Annotated in this window: 13 protein-coding genes and 2 pseudogenes; 14 read left to right on the top strand and 1 reads right to left on the bottom strand. The window is 45.5% G+C overall.

Features of this window, described 5'->3' with window-relative positions; all coding sequences use genetic code 11:
• The first annotated feature begins 121 nt into the window (after window positions 1-121).
• From ACED41_RS19510 to ACED41_RS19450, 13 genes and pseudogenes are all read left to right on the top strand, one after another.
• Window positions 122-586 (top strand): hypothetical protein, encoded by a 465-nt coding sequence (locus tag ACED41_RS19510; protein ID WP_371725500.1) that lies wholly within the window; start codon window positions 122-124, stop codon window positions 584-586.
• Window positions 587-1,015: 429 nt separating this feature from the next.
• The gene (gene betI, locus ACED41_RS19505; protein WP_004732441.1) at window positions 1,016-1,618 is read left to right on the top strand and encodes a transcriptional regulator BetI; all 603 of its coding nucleotides are present in this window, start codon (window positions 1,016-1,018) and stop codon (window positions 1,616-1,618) included.
• Between the two features lie 125 nt (window positions 1,619-1,743).
• Window positions 1,744-3,204, top strand: coding sequence for a betaine-aldehyde dehydrogenase (gene betB / locus ACED41_RS19500; RefSeq protein WP_136978621.1), 1,461 nt, complete (start codon window positions 1,744-1,746; stop codon window positions 3,202-3,204).
• 72 nt (window positions 3,205-3,276) lie between these two features.
• A complete protein-coding gene (betA, locus tag ACED41_RS19495; protein ID WP_371725499.1) occupies window positions 3,277-4,989 on the top strand; it encodes a choline dehydrogenase in 1,713 nt (570 codons plus the stop codon).
• A 119-nt stretch (window positions 4,990-5,108) separates the two neighbouring features.
• Entirely contained in the window at window positions 5,109-6,080 is a 972-nt protein-coding gene (locus ACED41_RS19490) for a choline ABC transporter substrate-binding protein (RefSeq protein ID WP_017070132.1), read from the top strand.
• Between the two features lie 95 nt (window positions 6,081-6,175).
• Window positions 6,176-7,018, top strand: a complete 843-nt coding sequence (gene choW, locus ACED41_RS19485; protein ID WP_019824535.1) for a choline ABC transporter permease subunit — start codon at window positions 6,176-6,178, stop codon at window positions 7,016-7,018.
• 2 nt (window positions 7,019-7,020) lie between these two features.
• On the top strand, window positions 7,021-8,232 hold the full coding sequence (choV, locus tag ACED41_RS19480; protein ID WP_371725498.1) for a choline ABC transporter ATP-binding protein: 1,212 nt from the start codon (window positions 7,021-7,023) through the stop codon (window positions 8,230-8,232).
• Between the two features lie 362 nt (window positions 8,233-8,594).
• Entirely contained in the window at window positions 8,595-9,077 is a 483-nt protein-coding gene (locus ACED41_RS19475) for a MarR family winged helix-turn-helix transcriptional regulator (RefSeq protein ID WP_017061075.1), read from the top strand.
• Between the two features lie 271 nt (window positions 9,078-9,348).
• On the top strand, window positions 9,349-10,752 hold the full coding sequence (locus tag ACED41_RS19470; protein WP_371725497.1) for a coniferyl aldehyde dehydrogenase: 1,404 nt from the start codon (window positions 9,349-9,351) through the stop codon (window positions 10,750-10,752).
• A 72-nt stretch (window positions 10,753-10,824) separates the two neighbouring features.
• A pseudogene (locus tag ACED41_RS19465) lies at window positions 10,825-11,166 on the top strand (hypothetical protein); the annotation flags it as partial.
• Window positions 11,156-11,224, top strand: a pseudogene (locus ACED41_RS19460) (sel1 repeat family protein); the annotation flags it as partial. The pseudogenes ACED41_RS19465 and ACED41_RS19460, both read left to right, overlap by 11 nt.
• 93 nt (window positions 11,225-11,317) lie before the next feature.
• Entirely contained in the window at window positions 11,318-13,063 is a 1,746-nt protein-coding gene (locus ACED41_RS19455; RefSeq protein ID WP_371725496.1) for an arylsulfatase, read from the top strand.
• Window positions 13,064-13,181: 118 nt separating this feature from the next.
• Complete coding sequence (locus tag ACED41_RS19450) at window positions 13,182-14,429, top strand: anaerobic sulfatase maturase (protein ID WP_371725495.1); 1,248 nt, start codon at window positions 13,182-13,184, stop codon at window positions 14,427-14,429.
• A 108-nt stretch (window positions 14,430-14,537) separates the two neighbouring features.
• Here the strand turns inward: ACED41_RS19450 and ACED41_RS19445 are convergent, their stop codons facing one another.
• A complete protein-coding gene (locus ACED41_RS19445) occupies window positions 14,538-15,128 on the bottom strand; it encodes a TetR/AcrR family transcriptional regulator (RefSeq protein ID WP_017061080.1) in 591 nt (196 codons plus the stop codon).
• A gap of 319 nt (window positions 15,129-15,447) precedes the next feature.
• On the opposite strand from ACED41_RS19445, the gene ACED41_RS19440 reads away from it, so the two are divergent.
• Window positions 15,448-16,104, top strand: coding sequence for a QnrS family quinolone resistance pentapeptide repeat protein (locus ACED41_RS19440; RefSeq protein WP_371725494.1), 657 nt, complete (start codon window positions 15,448-15,450; stop codon window positions 16,102-16,104).
• Window positions 16,105-16,217 lie beyond the last annotated feature (113 nt).

The raw sequence follows: 16,217 nt of genomic DNA, 5'->3' as shown, positions 1-16,217 counted from the left end.
AAGTCATAGGACTAGGTATGCCCGTTAGAAGCTAACGGCTAGCTACATATGGTGTCGTTGATCTTCAAGCTGATTTGATCAACAACGCCCAATCAAACTATTTACCATCAGTTCTCTGCCTTTGTTAGTCGCAGCCTGTGGCGGCGGAGGTGGTGGGGGAAGCTCAAGTGCTGCGCCAGCTCAAACACCATCGGCCACCCCAACACCGGCTCAGACGCCCGCTTCTCCTGCTCAGCCAGCCGTTGCAGCAATAACCGACACTTCGGAGATTGTTGCGCAAGCTGGGTTTTCGTTTGATGTAGGTGAGAAGATCAGTTTGTCGATGGATTACACGGGAACCACTCCGGGAGCGTTGCACTTGTATTCCGAGTCGGCATTTGTGATGAGTAACGGTGATGTTGTCGCCGACCCATTATCTAGAATCACAACGGTATACCCAACTCAAATCGATGTGGTGGAATTAGAAGTGAATGGGAACTGGGATCAAATCTACGCTCGTTGGGTGCCGATGAGCAGCAGTGAACAAGAGCAAAGTTGGGTAATTTCACTGGATCAATCGAGCAATAGTTACCACTTGGCTTTTTAGTTGAACAAACCACGCTTCATTACCTCAATATTGGCGATAAAAATGAGAGCACCGAACTTGTTTATGGTGCTCTCGTTGTATCTGTTTTTCATTTTTACTCTTCATCAATCGCATCATCGACTTTCTCTCCCAATACACAAATAACGATGCCTATTCGCTGTGTCTCGCCCTGTTTCTGCACAGAAGATGAGCGGTTGAAGTTTGTTCAGAACAAGCAAAAACATTTGACCAATAACTATCACACCTCAAATCTTTAATTGTTTTCGTTAGTGCTCTAAATGATATTTAATTTATTGTTTTATAATGATTTTTGTTGATTTGAATGCTGCATTGTTACGAGTTTGTTTTAAATAATCATTTGAACCCTAACTAAATTTCTGTCATTTTATATTTAACTGAACGTTCAATATAAAATAAAAGGGCTAAGAAATGCCGAAGGTTGGGATGCCTGATATACGTAAACCACAGCTTGTTCAAGCCACCATGACGGTGATTGATCGAGTGGGTTTGCATGCCGCGAGTATTGCGTTGATCAGCAAAGAAGCGGGAGTCTCCACTGGCATTATTAATCACTATTTTGGTGGAAAGCATGGGCTGCTAGAAGAGACCATGCGTGAAATCCTTCGCCAACTTTCCAATACCATCACCACGTCACTAAAAGCACTTCCTGTTGATGCTCACCAACAGAGAATTAACGCGATCATCGATGGTAACTTCGAAGGTTACCAAGCAGAAAATAAGGTCGCGAAGGCGTGGTTGGCATTTTGGTCATATTCAATGCATGACGAGCAGCTGAAAAGACTGCAACGTGTGAATGAAAAACGTTTGATTTCACACTTACGTCTTGAGTTGAAAGGTATTTTGAATCATGAACAAGCGGATCTCGTTGCTCACGGGATTGCGTCTCTGATTGATGGTTTGTGGCTGAGAGGCACATTAAACCCAGATGGTATCGATGCTCAAAAGGCGCGTGCCATCATCAATGATTATCTAGATAAACAACTTACGTTCTACTCGTGTCACAGCAAATAGATCGCAGTGGTAGCGCTAGACGTTGAGCTAGAGCAAGAGCAAGAGCTAGAACGACCACTATTCGCACCTAATACTCACATATAGACCAGTAGAGTCTAATAACAATAATTAAGTCAGAATCTCAAATGGAAATGAACTCGTTATACATCGATGGCGCAGCGGTTAAAGCAACCTCTGGTGAAACCTTTGATAGCATTAACCCTGCAAACGGTGAACCTATCGCGACGTTAGGCCAAGCATCTTCTGCGGATGTCGACAGTGCTATTGAATCTGCGAAACGCGGATTTGCGGTATGGTCAGCAATGACCGCTGTGGAACGCAGCCGCATTCTTTTGAAGGCAGTGGAAATACTTAGAGCTCGAAATAATGACCTTGCAAATCTTGAGGTTGTTGATACGGGCAAGCCTCTGCAAGAAGCGATTGAAGTGGATGTGGCGTCTGGCGCTGATGTTATTGAATACTTTGCTGGTTTGGCTCCAACGCTACAAGGCGACCAACAGCCGCTGAGCGAATCTCAATTTTTCTACACTCGCCGCGAGCCGCTAGGCATTTGTGCGGGCATTGGCGCGTGGAACTACCCAATTCAAATCGCGATGTGGAAATCGGCTCCGGCATTAGCCGCGGGTAACGCGATGATTTTCAAACCTTCAGAAGAAACGCCGCTAACGGCGCTCAAGCTTGCAGAGATCTTTACCGAAGCTGGTCTTCCTGATGGCGTGTTCAACGTGGTTCAGGGCGATTACCGTGTAGGTCAAATGCTAACGGCGCACCCAGATATCGCGAAAGTGTCGTTCACGGGCGAAACCGGTACCGGTAAAGCGGTAATGGCAGACAGCGCTAAGACGCTGAAATCAGTCACCATGGAACTTGGCGGCAAGTCACCGATGATCGTGTTTGATGATGCGAAATTGGATGATGCAGTTTCCGCTTCGATGGTGGCTAACTTCTACACCCAAGGCGAAGTGTGTACTAACGGTACTCGCGTTTACGTTCATGAAAACATCTACAACGATTTCATCGACCAACTTAAAACACGCACTGAAAAGCTCATCATTGGTAACCCAATGGACATGGAGACTCAGATCGGCGCGTTGATTTCTAAAGAACACCTTTCAAAAGTCCTTGAAGCCATTGAGCTAGCTAAACAGTCGGGCGCAACCCTGCTGACGGGCGGCTATCAAGTGACAGACAACGGCCTCGAAAACGGTAATTTTGTTATCCCAACCGTGTTTGTGGATTGCGAAGACAACATGCCTCACGTTCAACAAGAGATCTTCGGCCCTGTGATGTCAGTGTTGAAGTTTTCGGACGAAGACGATGTGATTCGCCGTGCAAACGACACCAAATACGGCCTTGCGGCTGGTGTGTTCACGCAAAACCTTTCTCGTGCGCACCGTGTTATTCACCAAATGCAGGCGGGTATTTGTTGGGTTAATACGTGGGGTGACTCACCAGCAGAAATGCCAGTTGGGGGTTACAAGCTTTCGGGTATTGGCCGTGAAAATGGACCAGAAACTCTACTTCACTATACGCAGACTAAGAGCATTCTTATTGAACTTGGCGACTACGCCAGCCCTTATGCCTAACGCGTAACACTCAATTTTATGGGTTAGCTTAACAGAGCTAGCCCTACTGACTCATCTCAGGGAAATCAAAACATGGAACAACGCTACGATTATATTATCGTCGGCGCGGGTTCGGCCGGCTGTGTGTTAGCGGATAGGCTAACGGAAAGCGGTGAACATAGCGTTTTATTACTGGAAGCTGGTGGCACGGATAAGAGTATTTTTATCCAAATGCCAACCGCGCTTTCTTACCCAATGAATACTGAAAAGTACGCTTGGCAATTTGAAACAGAGAAAGAACCGGGCCTTGATGGACGTGAACTGCACTGCCCACGTGGCAAAGTGTTAGGCGGCAGCTCATCGATCAACGGCATGGTTTATGTTCGTGGCCACGCGTGTGATTTTGACCAATGGGAAGAAGAGGGTGCAGCGGGTTGGAACTATCAAGCATGCTTGCCTTACTTCCGCCGCGCTGAATCATGGAACAAAGGCGGTGATGAATACCGTGGTGACAATGGTCCTGTCGGCACTTGTAATGGTAACGATATGGAGCTTAACCCGCTTTACCAAGCATTCATCGATGCAGGTAAAGACGCTGGTTACCCAGAAACCAACGATTACAACGGCTACCAGCAAGAAGGCTTCGGCACTATGCATATGACGGTAGACAAGGGTGTTAGAGCCTCAACCTCTAACGCTTATTTACGTCGAGCATTGAAGCGTTCAAACCTGACCTTGAAGAAAGGTATCGTGGCGCGTCGTTTCTTACTTGAAGCACAAGACTTAGAAGGTCAATCAGGCTTGAAAGCGGTTGGTGTCGAGTTTGAAAAGTCAGGCAATACCCAGGTGGCTGTGGCGAACAAAGAAGTGATCTCTTCTGCGGGTTCTATTGGCTCGGTTCAACTGCTGCAGCTTTCTGGTATCGGCCCGAAAGCCGTGCTTGAAAAGGCCGGCGTTGAAGTTAAACACGAACTAAGCGGTGTCGGTGAAAACCTTCAAGATCACCTAGAAGTGTACTTCCAATATCACTGCAACGAACCGATCACACTCAACAGCAAGCTTGGCTTGGTGAGCAAAGGCATGATTGGCGCGGAATGGATTCTGACTCGCAAAGGTCTGGGTGCTACTAACCACTTTGAATCGTGTGCGTTCATTCGCTCTCGTAAAGGATTGAAGTGGCCAAACATTCAATATCACTTCCTGCCAGCAGCGATGCGTTACGACGGACAAGCGGCCTTTGATGGTCACGGTTTCCAAGTACACGTTGGGCCTAATAAGCCAGAAAGTCGCGGTACGGTTGCGATCACTTCTGCTGATCCGCATGCCAAGCCAGAGATCATTTTCAACTACATCTCGACTGAGCAAGACCGCCAAGATTGGCGCGATTGTATTCGTCTAACGCGTGAGATTTTGTCTCAACCAGCAATGGATGCTTACCGAGGTGAAGAGATTCAGCCGGGTCTAAGTGTGACTTCCGATGAAGCAATCGACGAATGGGTTAAACAGAACGTGGAAAGTGCGTACCACCCTTCATGTGGCTGCAAAATGGGCGCTGATGATGATCCAATGGCAGTGCTTGATGAAGAGTGTCGCGTTCGCGGCATTGATAATTTACGCGTTGTCGATTCGTCTGTTTTCCCTGTTATTCCAAACGGCAACCTTAACGCCCCGACCATTATGGTGGCTGAGCGTGCTTCCGATTTGATTTTGGGTAAGCCAATGCTCAAAGAGCAGGACGTTCCAGTGTGGATTGCACCTGAATGGCAAGAGAAGCAAAGAATCAATAAACCAGTAAGAGAAGCGTAAGCCTCTGTTATTGAGATAAAAATAATAAAAAGTAACAACCAAAATTAGTCAAAAGTCAGCAAAACTGCCCTGATTAGTATGAGTTAGGGCAGAAAAAGGAAAGATAAAAAGGAATCATTATGACGACTCAACATAAACAAACCGCTACAAAAAAGGTATTAGCAACATTAGCCATCAGTTCATTTGCATTTGGTGCTAACGCTTCTATTGAACCACAGCAATGTGAAAACGTCCGCTTCGCTGATGTAGGCTGGACTGACATTACCGCAACAACCGCCGTTACTTCTGAACTATTAAAAGGCCTTGGTTACAAAACCAAAACCGACCTACTTTCAGTACCGGTGACATACTCTTCAATGGCGAACGGCGATATTGACGTATTCCTAGGCAACTGGATGCCAACCATGGAAGGCGATATTGCTAAGTACCGTGAAGAGGGCACGGTTGAAACCGTTCGTGCCAACCTTGAAGGCGCAAAATACACGCTAGCCGTACCAAAATACGTGTACGACTCAGGTGTAAAAAGCTTCGCCGACCTAGCAAAACATGCCGACAAATTTAAAGACCGCATCTATGGCATCGAGCCGGGTAACGACGGTAACCGCCTAATACAATCAATGATTGATTCAGACGCGTTTGGCTTGAAAGATTTCAGCCTAGTGGAATCAAGCGAAGCGGGCATGGTGTCGCAAGTATCTCGCGCTGCTCGTCGTAGCCAGTGGATCGTTTATCTAGGTTGGGCGCCGCACCCAATGAACAGCAATGTTGAGATGGAATACCTATCAGGTGGTGACGACTTCTTCGGCCCTAACTACGGCGGCGCGAATGTTTACACCAACGTTCGTTCAAACTACCTGTCTGAGTGTGCAAACGTCGGTCAACTTCTACAAAACCTAGAATTCACTCTAGAGATGGAAAACCAGTTGATGGAAGAGATTCTTAACCAAAAAGTGAAGCCAGAAAAAGCGGCTCAACAATGGTTGAACAACAACCCTCAACAAGTTGAAGCTTGGTTAGACAACGTAAAAACGCATAAAGGTGAATCAGCGACTCAAGCCGTTACTGAATACCTAAAGCAAGTTAAAGCTTAGTTCTACCTATCTCAACAGCTATATAAATAATAAAGGTGGGCTTACCAATTTATCGATTGGTTTGAAGTAGCCCACCCATAATAAAAGGCAATATTGTGAATTTTATTACGGAAAACAAAATCCCTGTCGGACAATGGATGGAAGCGGGTGTTGATTGGCTAACAATCAATGCAGCAGGATTCTTTGACGCTATTTCGATTTTTCTAGAAACCGTCATTATGTTTTTAGTCGACGTATTTAAGTGGATGCCGCCTGCACTGCCAATCGTGATTACCGCTGCGATTGCGTGGTACTTACACCGTAAACCTTCGCTAGTGATCTTTGTGGTCGCGGCACTGCTGACTATTCTTAACCTCGGCTACTGGCAAGAAATGCTGGAAACCTTTGTTCTCGTCTTTGCGGCGACAACGATTTCCGTATTAATTGGCGTACCGGTTGGCATCATGGCTGCTCACCGTCCTTGGCTCTATACGATGTTGCGCCCAATTCTCGATTTAATGCAGACCGTTCCGACGTTTGTGTATTTGATTCCAACTCTGGTTCTATTCGGCTTGGGTATCGTTCCTGGCTTAATCTCGACCATTATTTTCGCAATAGCTGCACCGATTCGTTTGACCTACTTAGGCGTCACCAAAGTGCCTGAAGAGCTGATTGAAGCGGGTAAAGCCTTTGGTGCAAGTCGCATGAAGTTACTGCTCAAAGTTGAATTACCTGCCGCTCTGCCAAGCATCATGGCGGGTGTCACCCAATGTATTATGTTGTCGCTTTCGATGGTGGTTATCGCTGCTCTTGTTGGTGCTGACGGGCTTGGTAAACCTGTTGTTCGTGCATTGAACACAGTAAACATCTCACAAGGTTTTGAAGCCGGATTAGCGATTGTTTTAGTCGCAATCATCCTTGACCGCTTGTGCAAAACACCAAACCAGAAGGAAGCTTAATCATGTCTATATCTCAGGAACAAAAGGCAATGGACGCGATTACCATTAAAAACCTTGATGTTGTGTTTGGTAACAAAGCCAATCAAGCGCTTGAGCTACTCGATCAAGGTAAAACTCGCCAAGAGATCATCGATGAAACAGGTCAAGTTGTCGGCGTAGACAATGTGTCGTTGACGGTGGAAGAAGGCGAGATCTGTGTATTGATGGGTTTGTCTGGTTCTGGTAAATCATCTTTACTTCGCGCAGTTAACGGTTTGAATGAGATCAGCCGTGGTTCACTGACGATCAAAGACGGTGACCAACAAGTCGATTTAGCACAGTGTGATGAAGCGACTCTGCGTCATCTTCGTACTCACCGTGTATCCATGGTTTTCCAAAAGTTTGCTTTGATGCCATGGCTTAACGTATTAGACAACGTGGCGTTTGGTCTTGAAATGCAGGGCGTAGCAAAAGATGTTCGTCGTGCAAAAGCGCGTGAACAATTAGAAATGGTCGGCCTAGCGGAGTGGGAAACCAAATTCCCGCATGAGCTTTCTGGCGGTATGCAGCAACGTGTTGGTTTGGCGCGTGCGTTCGCTATGGACACCGACATTCTATTGATGGATGAACCGTTCTCGGCGCTTGACCCATTGATTCGTGCTCAGCTGCAAGATGAACTGATCACGCTGCAAAACAAACTCAACAAAACGATTCTGTTTGTGAGTCACGACCTAGATGAAGCACTGAAGATTGGTAACAACATCGCGATCATGGAGTCAGGAAAGCTGATTCAACACGGTAAGCCTGAAGAGATCGTATTGACGCCAAAAACAGAATACGTAAAAGACTTCGTGGCTCACACCAACCCACTGAATGTACTTAAAGGTCGCTCTTTGATGCAGCCTCTTGATTCACTGACGCAAGAGAATGAAAGCTGGAAGATCTGCGATTCTAAAGATCTCTGGATTGAACAGAGTGAAGGTGCTTTATCAGTAAAAGGTGAATCTACTTTGGCGCTTGTCGAGTGGAGCGAATCTGACGACCTAACCGCGATCAGCGCGTCGAGTGTGGTCGTGGCAAGTCCGGAAATTGGCATGCGTGATGCGATTAAGCTCAAGCAGATCAGTAACCACCCGATTTTGCTGGTGGAAGACAATCAACTGGTTGGTATTCTGGATAACAGCGAGTTTTACAACGCACTAACGGGTAATTTTCAGATGAATACAGCCGCGTAAAATTTCGTTTTCCAGCTTGGCGATTAGGGCTGGTTTTTTATTAGGTAGAGAGGGTTAAGTCTCTCTACCTCTATGATTATTAAAATATATTATTGTTTGAACTTGTATTCTCTGACTCGTTATTTTTGCCTTCATTGAAGCTTTCATTTCCCCTTCATTAAGTAAAAGTGCCGTACCACGCAAGTTTAGTGGTATAGAAAAGATTGAGAATAGTATGAACATCAGTACAATGCGGAAAAATCAATGAAGTAATTTATCAATTTACAGTGTAATTCGAGCTCACCTGACGTAAATAATCAGGACATATCATCGCTTCGACGCTGTAAAACCATTCACAGTATATTAGTACAAAGGTCTGCATCTTGGACAAACATGACGAAATCCTGGTCGCTATTCGCCAAATTATTCGCGCTATCGATTTACATTCGAAAAAGCTGAGTAAAGAGTATGGTTTGACTGGCCCTCAATTAATCTTAATGAGAGCAATCCAAGAAATGGGTAATGTGACGATCAAAGAATTGTCTAATCACACCAATGTAAGCCAAGCCACCACAACCACGATCATCGATCGCTTGGAACTGAATGGCTATGTACAACGTGTTCGCAGCTCGTCAGATCGCCGCAAAGTACACGCAAACCTGACTGAAAAAGGTCAAGAGTTGCTAAACAATGCGCCACCACCGCTGCAAGATAACTTCGTTAAAAAATTCCAAAACCTAGAGCCGTGGGAGCAAAGCTTACTGCTTTCTTCAATGCAGCGAGTATCATCAATGATGAACGCAGAAGACATCGACGCCGCTCCAGTACTTCAACTTGAAGGCATTGCAAACGTAGCCAAGAGCTAACCTTATTTATAAATTGTTTATTTAGAACAACAACTTAAATAATTGTCAAATGGTCGCACTAAGCGGCCATTTTTGATCCTGCCATTTAAAATCTCTATTTGCCCTGCGTGTAAGTTACGCCTTCTTATTTTAAATCCCCCTGACCTTTTGCCCCGTTTGTAGCCGCCTCATTGGATTGTAATCAAAACTCCATTGACGATTCTCTGACAATAAAACACTAGACCGACCGGTCTGTTGTGTATTATTGTGTGCTCATCTTAACCACGAGGTGATGTATGAAACACAAATGACCATGACGTTGAACAGCATGCAGGGAGCTTTTGCACAGAAACCGATGCCAGCGATATCGGAGAGAATTGAGCAGCTGCTCGCACTTAAATCTGCGCTAATCGATTACACAGATCGTTTGTGTGTAGCCGTGAGTGAGGACTATGGTCACCGCAGCCGACAAGACACTTTGATGGCTGACATATTGCCTTGTATCGGAAATATTGGTCACAGCATTGAGTGTTTGCCTCATTGGTCGACATCTTCAATTCGTCATTCCGGCCCTTTGCTTTCAACCTCTCGTGTTGAGGTGGTTTATCAACCCAAAGGCGTCGTAGGGATTATTGCTCCGTGGAATTTCCCGATCATGTTATCCGTCGGTCCGCTTATTTCGGCGCTGGCTGCAGGCAATCGCGCCATGATCAAGATGAGCGAATTTACCCCAGCGACGAACCAAGTATTAACAGCGCTATTGGCGGAAGTTTTCCATGCCGATGAGGTGTGCTTGGTTGAAGGTGAGGTAGAAATCGCAGCCGCATTTTCGGCATTGCCGTTTGATCATCTTCTGTTTACGGGTTCAACCCAAGTGGGTCGCCAAGTGATGAAGTCAGCGGCTGATACGCTAACCCCAGTCACGCTAGAGCTGGGTGGAAAGTCGCCGGTTATCGTGGCAGAAGACATGCCGATTGATATTGCGGTGGAGCGAATCATTTATGGCAAGAGCCTAAACAACGGCCAAGTCTGTGTCGCTCCAGATTACGTGCTACTCCCTGAAGATAAGCTCGAAGCCTTCATTTTGGAGTACAAAAAACAATATCAACAGCTATTTGATGAAGGGATCTACTCTGAGAGTTTAACCTCGCTCATTAACCCTCGCCAATGTGATCGTATTGCTGGTCTGTTGAATGAAGAGCAGGAAGCTGGGACACGAATCGTTGCTTGCCATGACGAATCGATGGACCTAAATACTCATCGGTTGGTGACACATTTGATCGTTGAACCAAGCCTGTCATCCAAGGTGATGAACGAAGAAATTTTCGGCCCATTATTACCTTTGATTACGTATCGCAATGTCGAAGAGGCGTTCCAAGTCATCAATAGCAAACCAAGGCCGTTAGCACTCTACCTGATGAGCTTTGATTTGAGTTTACAGGCTCAGGTTAAGCACCAAGTTCACTCCGGTGGCATGTGTATTAATGACTGTGTTTTCCATTTAGCGGTTGATGACGCGCCGTTTGGTGGCATTGGCGAATCAGGCCAGGGCAATTATCACGGTAAAGAAGGGTTTATCACTTTCTCTCACGCTAAAACTGTGTTGGAAACAGGTTTAGATCACCGCGTTAAGCATCTGTTTTCAAAAGAAGACAACGAATTAAAAACCGCAGTGATGGGCATGCTTGGCCAGTAAATCACTGTTGGTATGACACTGTTTATTTTTCAAAAAGTTATTTTCACGAAATTATTTTAAGAGGTTACTTTTATGTTGGAACGTTTTTTTGAACGTACGATCAAATCGTATTTGATGATTACAGGTTTCTTAACAGCGACGGCATTTTCCACTTTCCTAGCGCCAGATTGGAGTATGCAGACGCTGTTCTCGTACAACGATACCATGATGGAAAACAAGGAGTACTTGCTCGGTACTTATCAACACTGGGGTGTGATGGTTGGCTGTATTGGTGTGTTGTTGATGTTCTCGGCGAAGTACAAATCGCTGCGTACCTCAACCATGATTTACAGCGCATTTGAGAAGTCGATGTTTGTTGGCATCTTCTTATACAACGTGTGTATCAACGATTATGAGTGGTTCTATGGCTGGAGCTCAAGAGTATGACCCTGCGCTCGACTTATTACATTGGATGTCGCAAGCCGCGCATTAATTCAAATCTTAACTCAGGTTACTCACAGAAAAAGTTACTCGCAGAAAAGTTAATTACTGAAACAAGTTAATCACAGAAATTGGAGAACGTCTTATGCAGACATTCAAGAAATCTTTAGTCTTCACTGCAATGGCTGCGGCAAGCAGTGCTGCTCTTGCGGCTGAATCAGAAAAACCGAATATTGTTGTTATTGTTGGCGATGATGTGGGCTTTGCCGATACACAGCCTTATGGCTCAGAAGCGGATACCCCAAACCTAATGGCGCTGGCTGAAGAGGGGGTTAAGTTTACTAACTTTCACGCGTCACCAACCTCATCGGTAACGCGCTCTATGATGCTAACCGGAGCAAACAGTCACGAGGTTGGGCTAGGCACCTTTGATTATGCCGTCTATCCGGGCGCTATTGGTAAGCAGGGTTATGAAGGTTACCTCACCAAGAAAGGTGTTACGGTCGCCACGTTGCTTGAAGAGAGCGGCTATAACACTTACCTCTCTGGTAAATGGCATTTGGGGCACGAGGATGGCTTCCTACCTGATGATCGAGGTTTTGGTGAGAGTTATGGTATTTTAGCGGGCGGTTCGAATCACTTTAACCGAGATATGATGTTCCGAGCCAAAAACGCTGCGACAGCGGATGCGCTGCAAAAAGGCGATATTCCCGGTGTTGAAGTTGAGCCAACTTACCGCAACGGTGAAGTGGTTGAGGATAAATACAAAGGCGAATACTCAGACCAAGTTTACACCAACGAGATCATCAAGATGATCGACAGCAAAAAAGACGACGGCAAGCCTTTCTTCGCTTACGTCCCATTCACCGGTATTCACCTGCCACTGCAAGCGCCTGAGTCTGCCTATCAAGATAAAGTCGATTACTACGTTGAACATGGTTGGGACTCGGTTCGAGAAGATCGTTTCGAACGCATGAAAGAGATGGGTGTGATTCCAAAAGACGCCGATATTTCAGATCGTAACGCATTAAGCCGACCTTGGGACTCGCTCTCTGAGAAAGAACAAAAGTGGTACGGAAAGAAAATGGCTGTCGCGATGGGCATGATGGAAATGCAGGACCAACAAGTCGGTCAGATAGTTGATTACCTGAAAGAAATCGGGGAATACGACAATACTTACATCATGTACCTAGCGGATAACGGCCCAGAAGCGGCGGATATTACCGGTGAAAATATCAGTGATTTGATCCGAACGTGGACTGCTCATCATTTTGATAATTCGACTGAAAACTTGGGCAAGGCGAACTCCAGTGTGTCACTTGGCCCTGAGTGGGCAAGCGCTTCAACCGGTGGCCTATCTTGGTACAAAGCTTACACAGCAGAGGGCGGTATCCGTGTGCCGTTTATCGTTAAGCCAGCCAAAGCGCTTCTAGAGGGTGAAGATGCGTTACAGCCGGGAACTCAGACAGACGACTTATCTCAAGTGAAGGACATTGCAGCCACGATTCTTGAGATTGCAGAGGTCGATCATCCAGGAACCGAATATCAAGGTCGAGAAGTGGCGCCGATGAGTGGTGTGAGCTTGTTGCCTTACTTCAAAGGGGAAACGGCAGACGTGCACAGTGCCAACAATGCGATTCCATTTGAATTGTTTGGTAGCGGAATTCTGCTTAAAGGTGATCATAAGATCATCCGAATTTCTACGGGAATGGGCGGTGACAGTGAGTGGCACTTATACAACACCAAGAAAGATCCAGCTGAGCAACATGACTTGAGAAACCAAATGCCAGATCTGTTCCTTGAAATGGTCGCTGAATATCAAGAATACGAAAAAGCGCAAAATATCGTCCCGGTTGACGAAGCGTGGCACCCGTTTGAAAACGTGAAATAGAGGAAAAAACCACTCGGCCAACCTAATGCCATCAAGCTTGGTTGGCCGATGAACACCGTGTAAAGGAATTACGAATTGTTTTAGCTAATACAATAACTTTTACATCGAGGCACTCTTCATGACGACATTATCGCTATCAAACTTGAGTTCAATTCCACAGTTCAATGGCAAAGCACACAGCAAACTTCAGGCGTTAGTAAAACCGATTGGGGCGGTGTGTAATATCAGTTGCACCTACTGTTATTATTTAGAAAAACAACAGCTGCTTGATTACCCAAAAGGCTCTCAATATACGATGGATGAAGTTCTATTAGAGCGTTATATCAAGCAGTACATAGAAGGGCAGAATACGCCTGAAATTATCTTTTCTTGGCACGGTGGAGAGCCTACCTTGTTGGGGATTGAGTACTTTCAAAAAGTCGTCGAGCTGCAGAAAAAATATTGTCCTAGCTACAGCAAGATTAGCAATGACCTTCAAACCAACGGCACGTTACTGAATGATACGTGGTGTGAGTTCTTCAAAAACAATGACTTTATCATTGGTGTGAGCATTGACGGCCCAGAGCACTTACACAATCACTACCGGACCAACCGTGCAGGCAAAGACACTTTTTCTCAAACAATGCGTGGCATTCGCTACTTGAAGCTGCATAACGTCGAGTTCGCGACCCTAAGCTGCGTGAATGATGTGACAGGAAAATATCCATTAGAGGTCTATCGCTTTCTGCGTGATGAAGTGGGTTCGAAGCAATTGCAGTTTATTCCTGTGGTCGATAAGCGTGCTGCTCATACTAACAACAAATGGCTCACCAACCAGAAGGCGATCATTCCTGTTTCAGGCGATCTAGAGCCGTGGAGTGTTGAATCAGCACAATGGGGAGAGTTTCTCTCTACGATTTTTGATGAATGGTACCAACATGATTTTGGTCAGGTGCTCGTGCCTTATTTTGAAAACTTCTTTGGTGTGTGGATGGGGAAAGAAAGCACTATGTGTACATTGAGTGAGATTTGCGGAAAAGGGTTAGCGGTTGAGCCCAATGGCGATGTGTATTCATGTGACCATTATGTCTTTCCTGAATTTCAGCTGGGTAATATTCAGGAACAAGCACTTTCAACTTTAGCCTTCTCGCCAAAGCAGCAGCGTTTTGGGTTCGCCAAACAGAAGTCTCTGCCGAAACAATGCCAAGCCTGTGAGTTTAAATTTGCATGTCATGGCGAATGCCCCAAAAACCGTATCATCACAAGCCGAGATGGTGAGGCGGGGTTAAATTATCTCTGTGAAGGTTGGCTGAGCTTCTTCAAGCATATCGACCCTGTTATTAAGGACTTATTCAAAGCCAATAATATCCCGTCTCGTCTGGGGTAACGGAGTAAGCGTGAATGGATTCAATCTAGATTTAAAGTTAGATAAAAGGCTCGCTAAATTGTGCGAGCCTTTTGGTATTTGGTATTTGGCTTCTGGTTACGGGGGTATCTAGTCAGCCGATTCTTGGGCTGGGCTCATGGCGAGAAGAGTCTCTTCCATGGCATTGTTTAGAATCGAACGGTTACGCTGCATGGCGGCCATGAGCGTTGAGCCAAGCCATAAACCATAAAGCGTTCGAGATAGCGATTCTGGCTCTGCGATAGTGAAATCACCGGCCTCATTGCCTTCTTCAAACAGCTTCGCCATACGCAGGATGATCTTTTCCGCGCCTTCAGCCATGGTCGATTGCAACGGGTTTTCAGATCCAGCTACTTCTCCCGCCAGTTTTACGACAAGACATTGGATATTGAAGTCTTCAGTCAGTTTCGATGCACACCAAAACTCGAAATAGGCTTTAACGCGATCACGGCGAGAAAGCGACTCATCACTTAAAAAGTCGTCCAGCTTAGCGAGATGCTCATCAAAGTAGTTAGTAAGCAGGATCTCACCAAAGTGTTCTTTGGATTTAAAGTAGTGGTAAAAAGAACCCTTCGTGCCTTCCGCTTGGTTGATGATTTTCATCAGGCCAACACCAGCAAACCCGTGTTCATTAATAAGGCTAAACCCTGCATCGAGCATAGCTTGTCGCATGTCTTTCATTGTTCTTACTCTTTATGCTGAGAATGAGGAATAGTGTAACCAGCAACATACCAACCGTCCAGTCTAGCGCGTTAGGACACGGTCAATAATTGACTCGTTTCGTTAAATTGATTTTTCTCTTGCTTACACTTCTAAGCGATAAAACTTTTTTCAAGATAAGGGCATGCTATAAAACGAAAATAACAACCTTATAGGGCTTGTTTGGTGCCTTAAAATGGCTAAATTGGGGTGTTTTAAGTTGCTGTTTTTGTTGGTTTTTAATTTGGTGTTTTCTTGAGATCGCAATGATAGTCTTAGATTAATTTCTTTAGGGGGCTAAATGGACACCAATAACAGCACTTATCATCACCACAATTTTGCTCAGCAAGACTTATCAGAGCTTACATTTACAGCCTGTACGTTTATCCGTTGTGATTTCAGACGTTCGAACTTACGTGACGCAACGTTTATTAACTGTAAGTTTATTGAACAAGGCGATATTGAGGGATGCCACTTTGATGTTGCCGACTTACGAGATGCAAGCTTCCAGAATTGCCAGTTGGCGATGGCGAATTTTAGTAATGCGAATTGCTATGGGATTGAGCTACGTGAATGCGACCTGAAAGGGGCGAACTTTACTCGCGCTAACTTTGCCAATCAGGTAAGCAATAGAATGTACTTTTGCTCTGCGTATATTACGGGCTGTAATCTGTCATACGCCAATTTTGAACAAGCTTGTTTAGAGAAGTGTGAGCTGTTTGAGAACCGTTGGATAGGCACTTACCTTGGCGGCGCGTCACTAAAAGAGTCCGATCTTAGCCGAGGCGTGTTCTCGGAAGATGTATGGGGGCAATTTAGTATGCAAGGTGCTAATTTATGCCATGCTGAATTAGAAGGGTTAGATCCTCGCAAGGTAGACACATCGGGGATTAAAATCGTTGCTTGGCAGCAAGAGCAACTGCTTGAAACCATAGGTATTGTGGTAATGCCCGATTAATAGGGCTAGCGAAGCGAGTAAATGGTATAGAGAAGGCGGTTGTTTTGTTTTCCTAACCATTGATAGACTACTGGCTCGCGGCTGCACATGTTTATATTCAATTTAATCTAGAG

The organism is Vibrio sp. 1F255 (genome assembly GCF_041439145.1).
Taxonomy (GTDB): domain Bacteria; phylum Pseudomonadota; class Gammaproteobacteria; order Enterobacterales; family Vibrionaceae; genus Vibrio; species Vibrio crassostreae_C.
The sequence above is the reverse complement of the archived record's forward strand: the minus strand, read 5'-3'. Positions and strand labels throughout refer to the sequence as shown.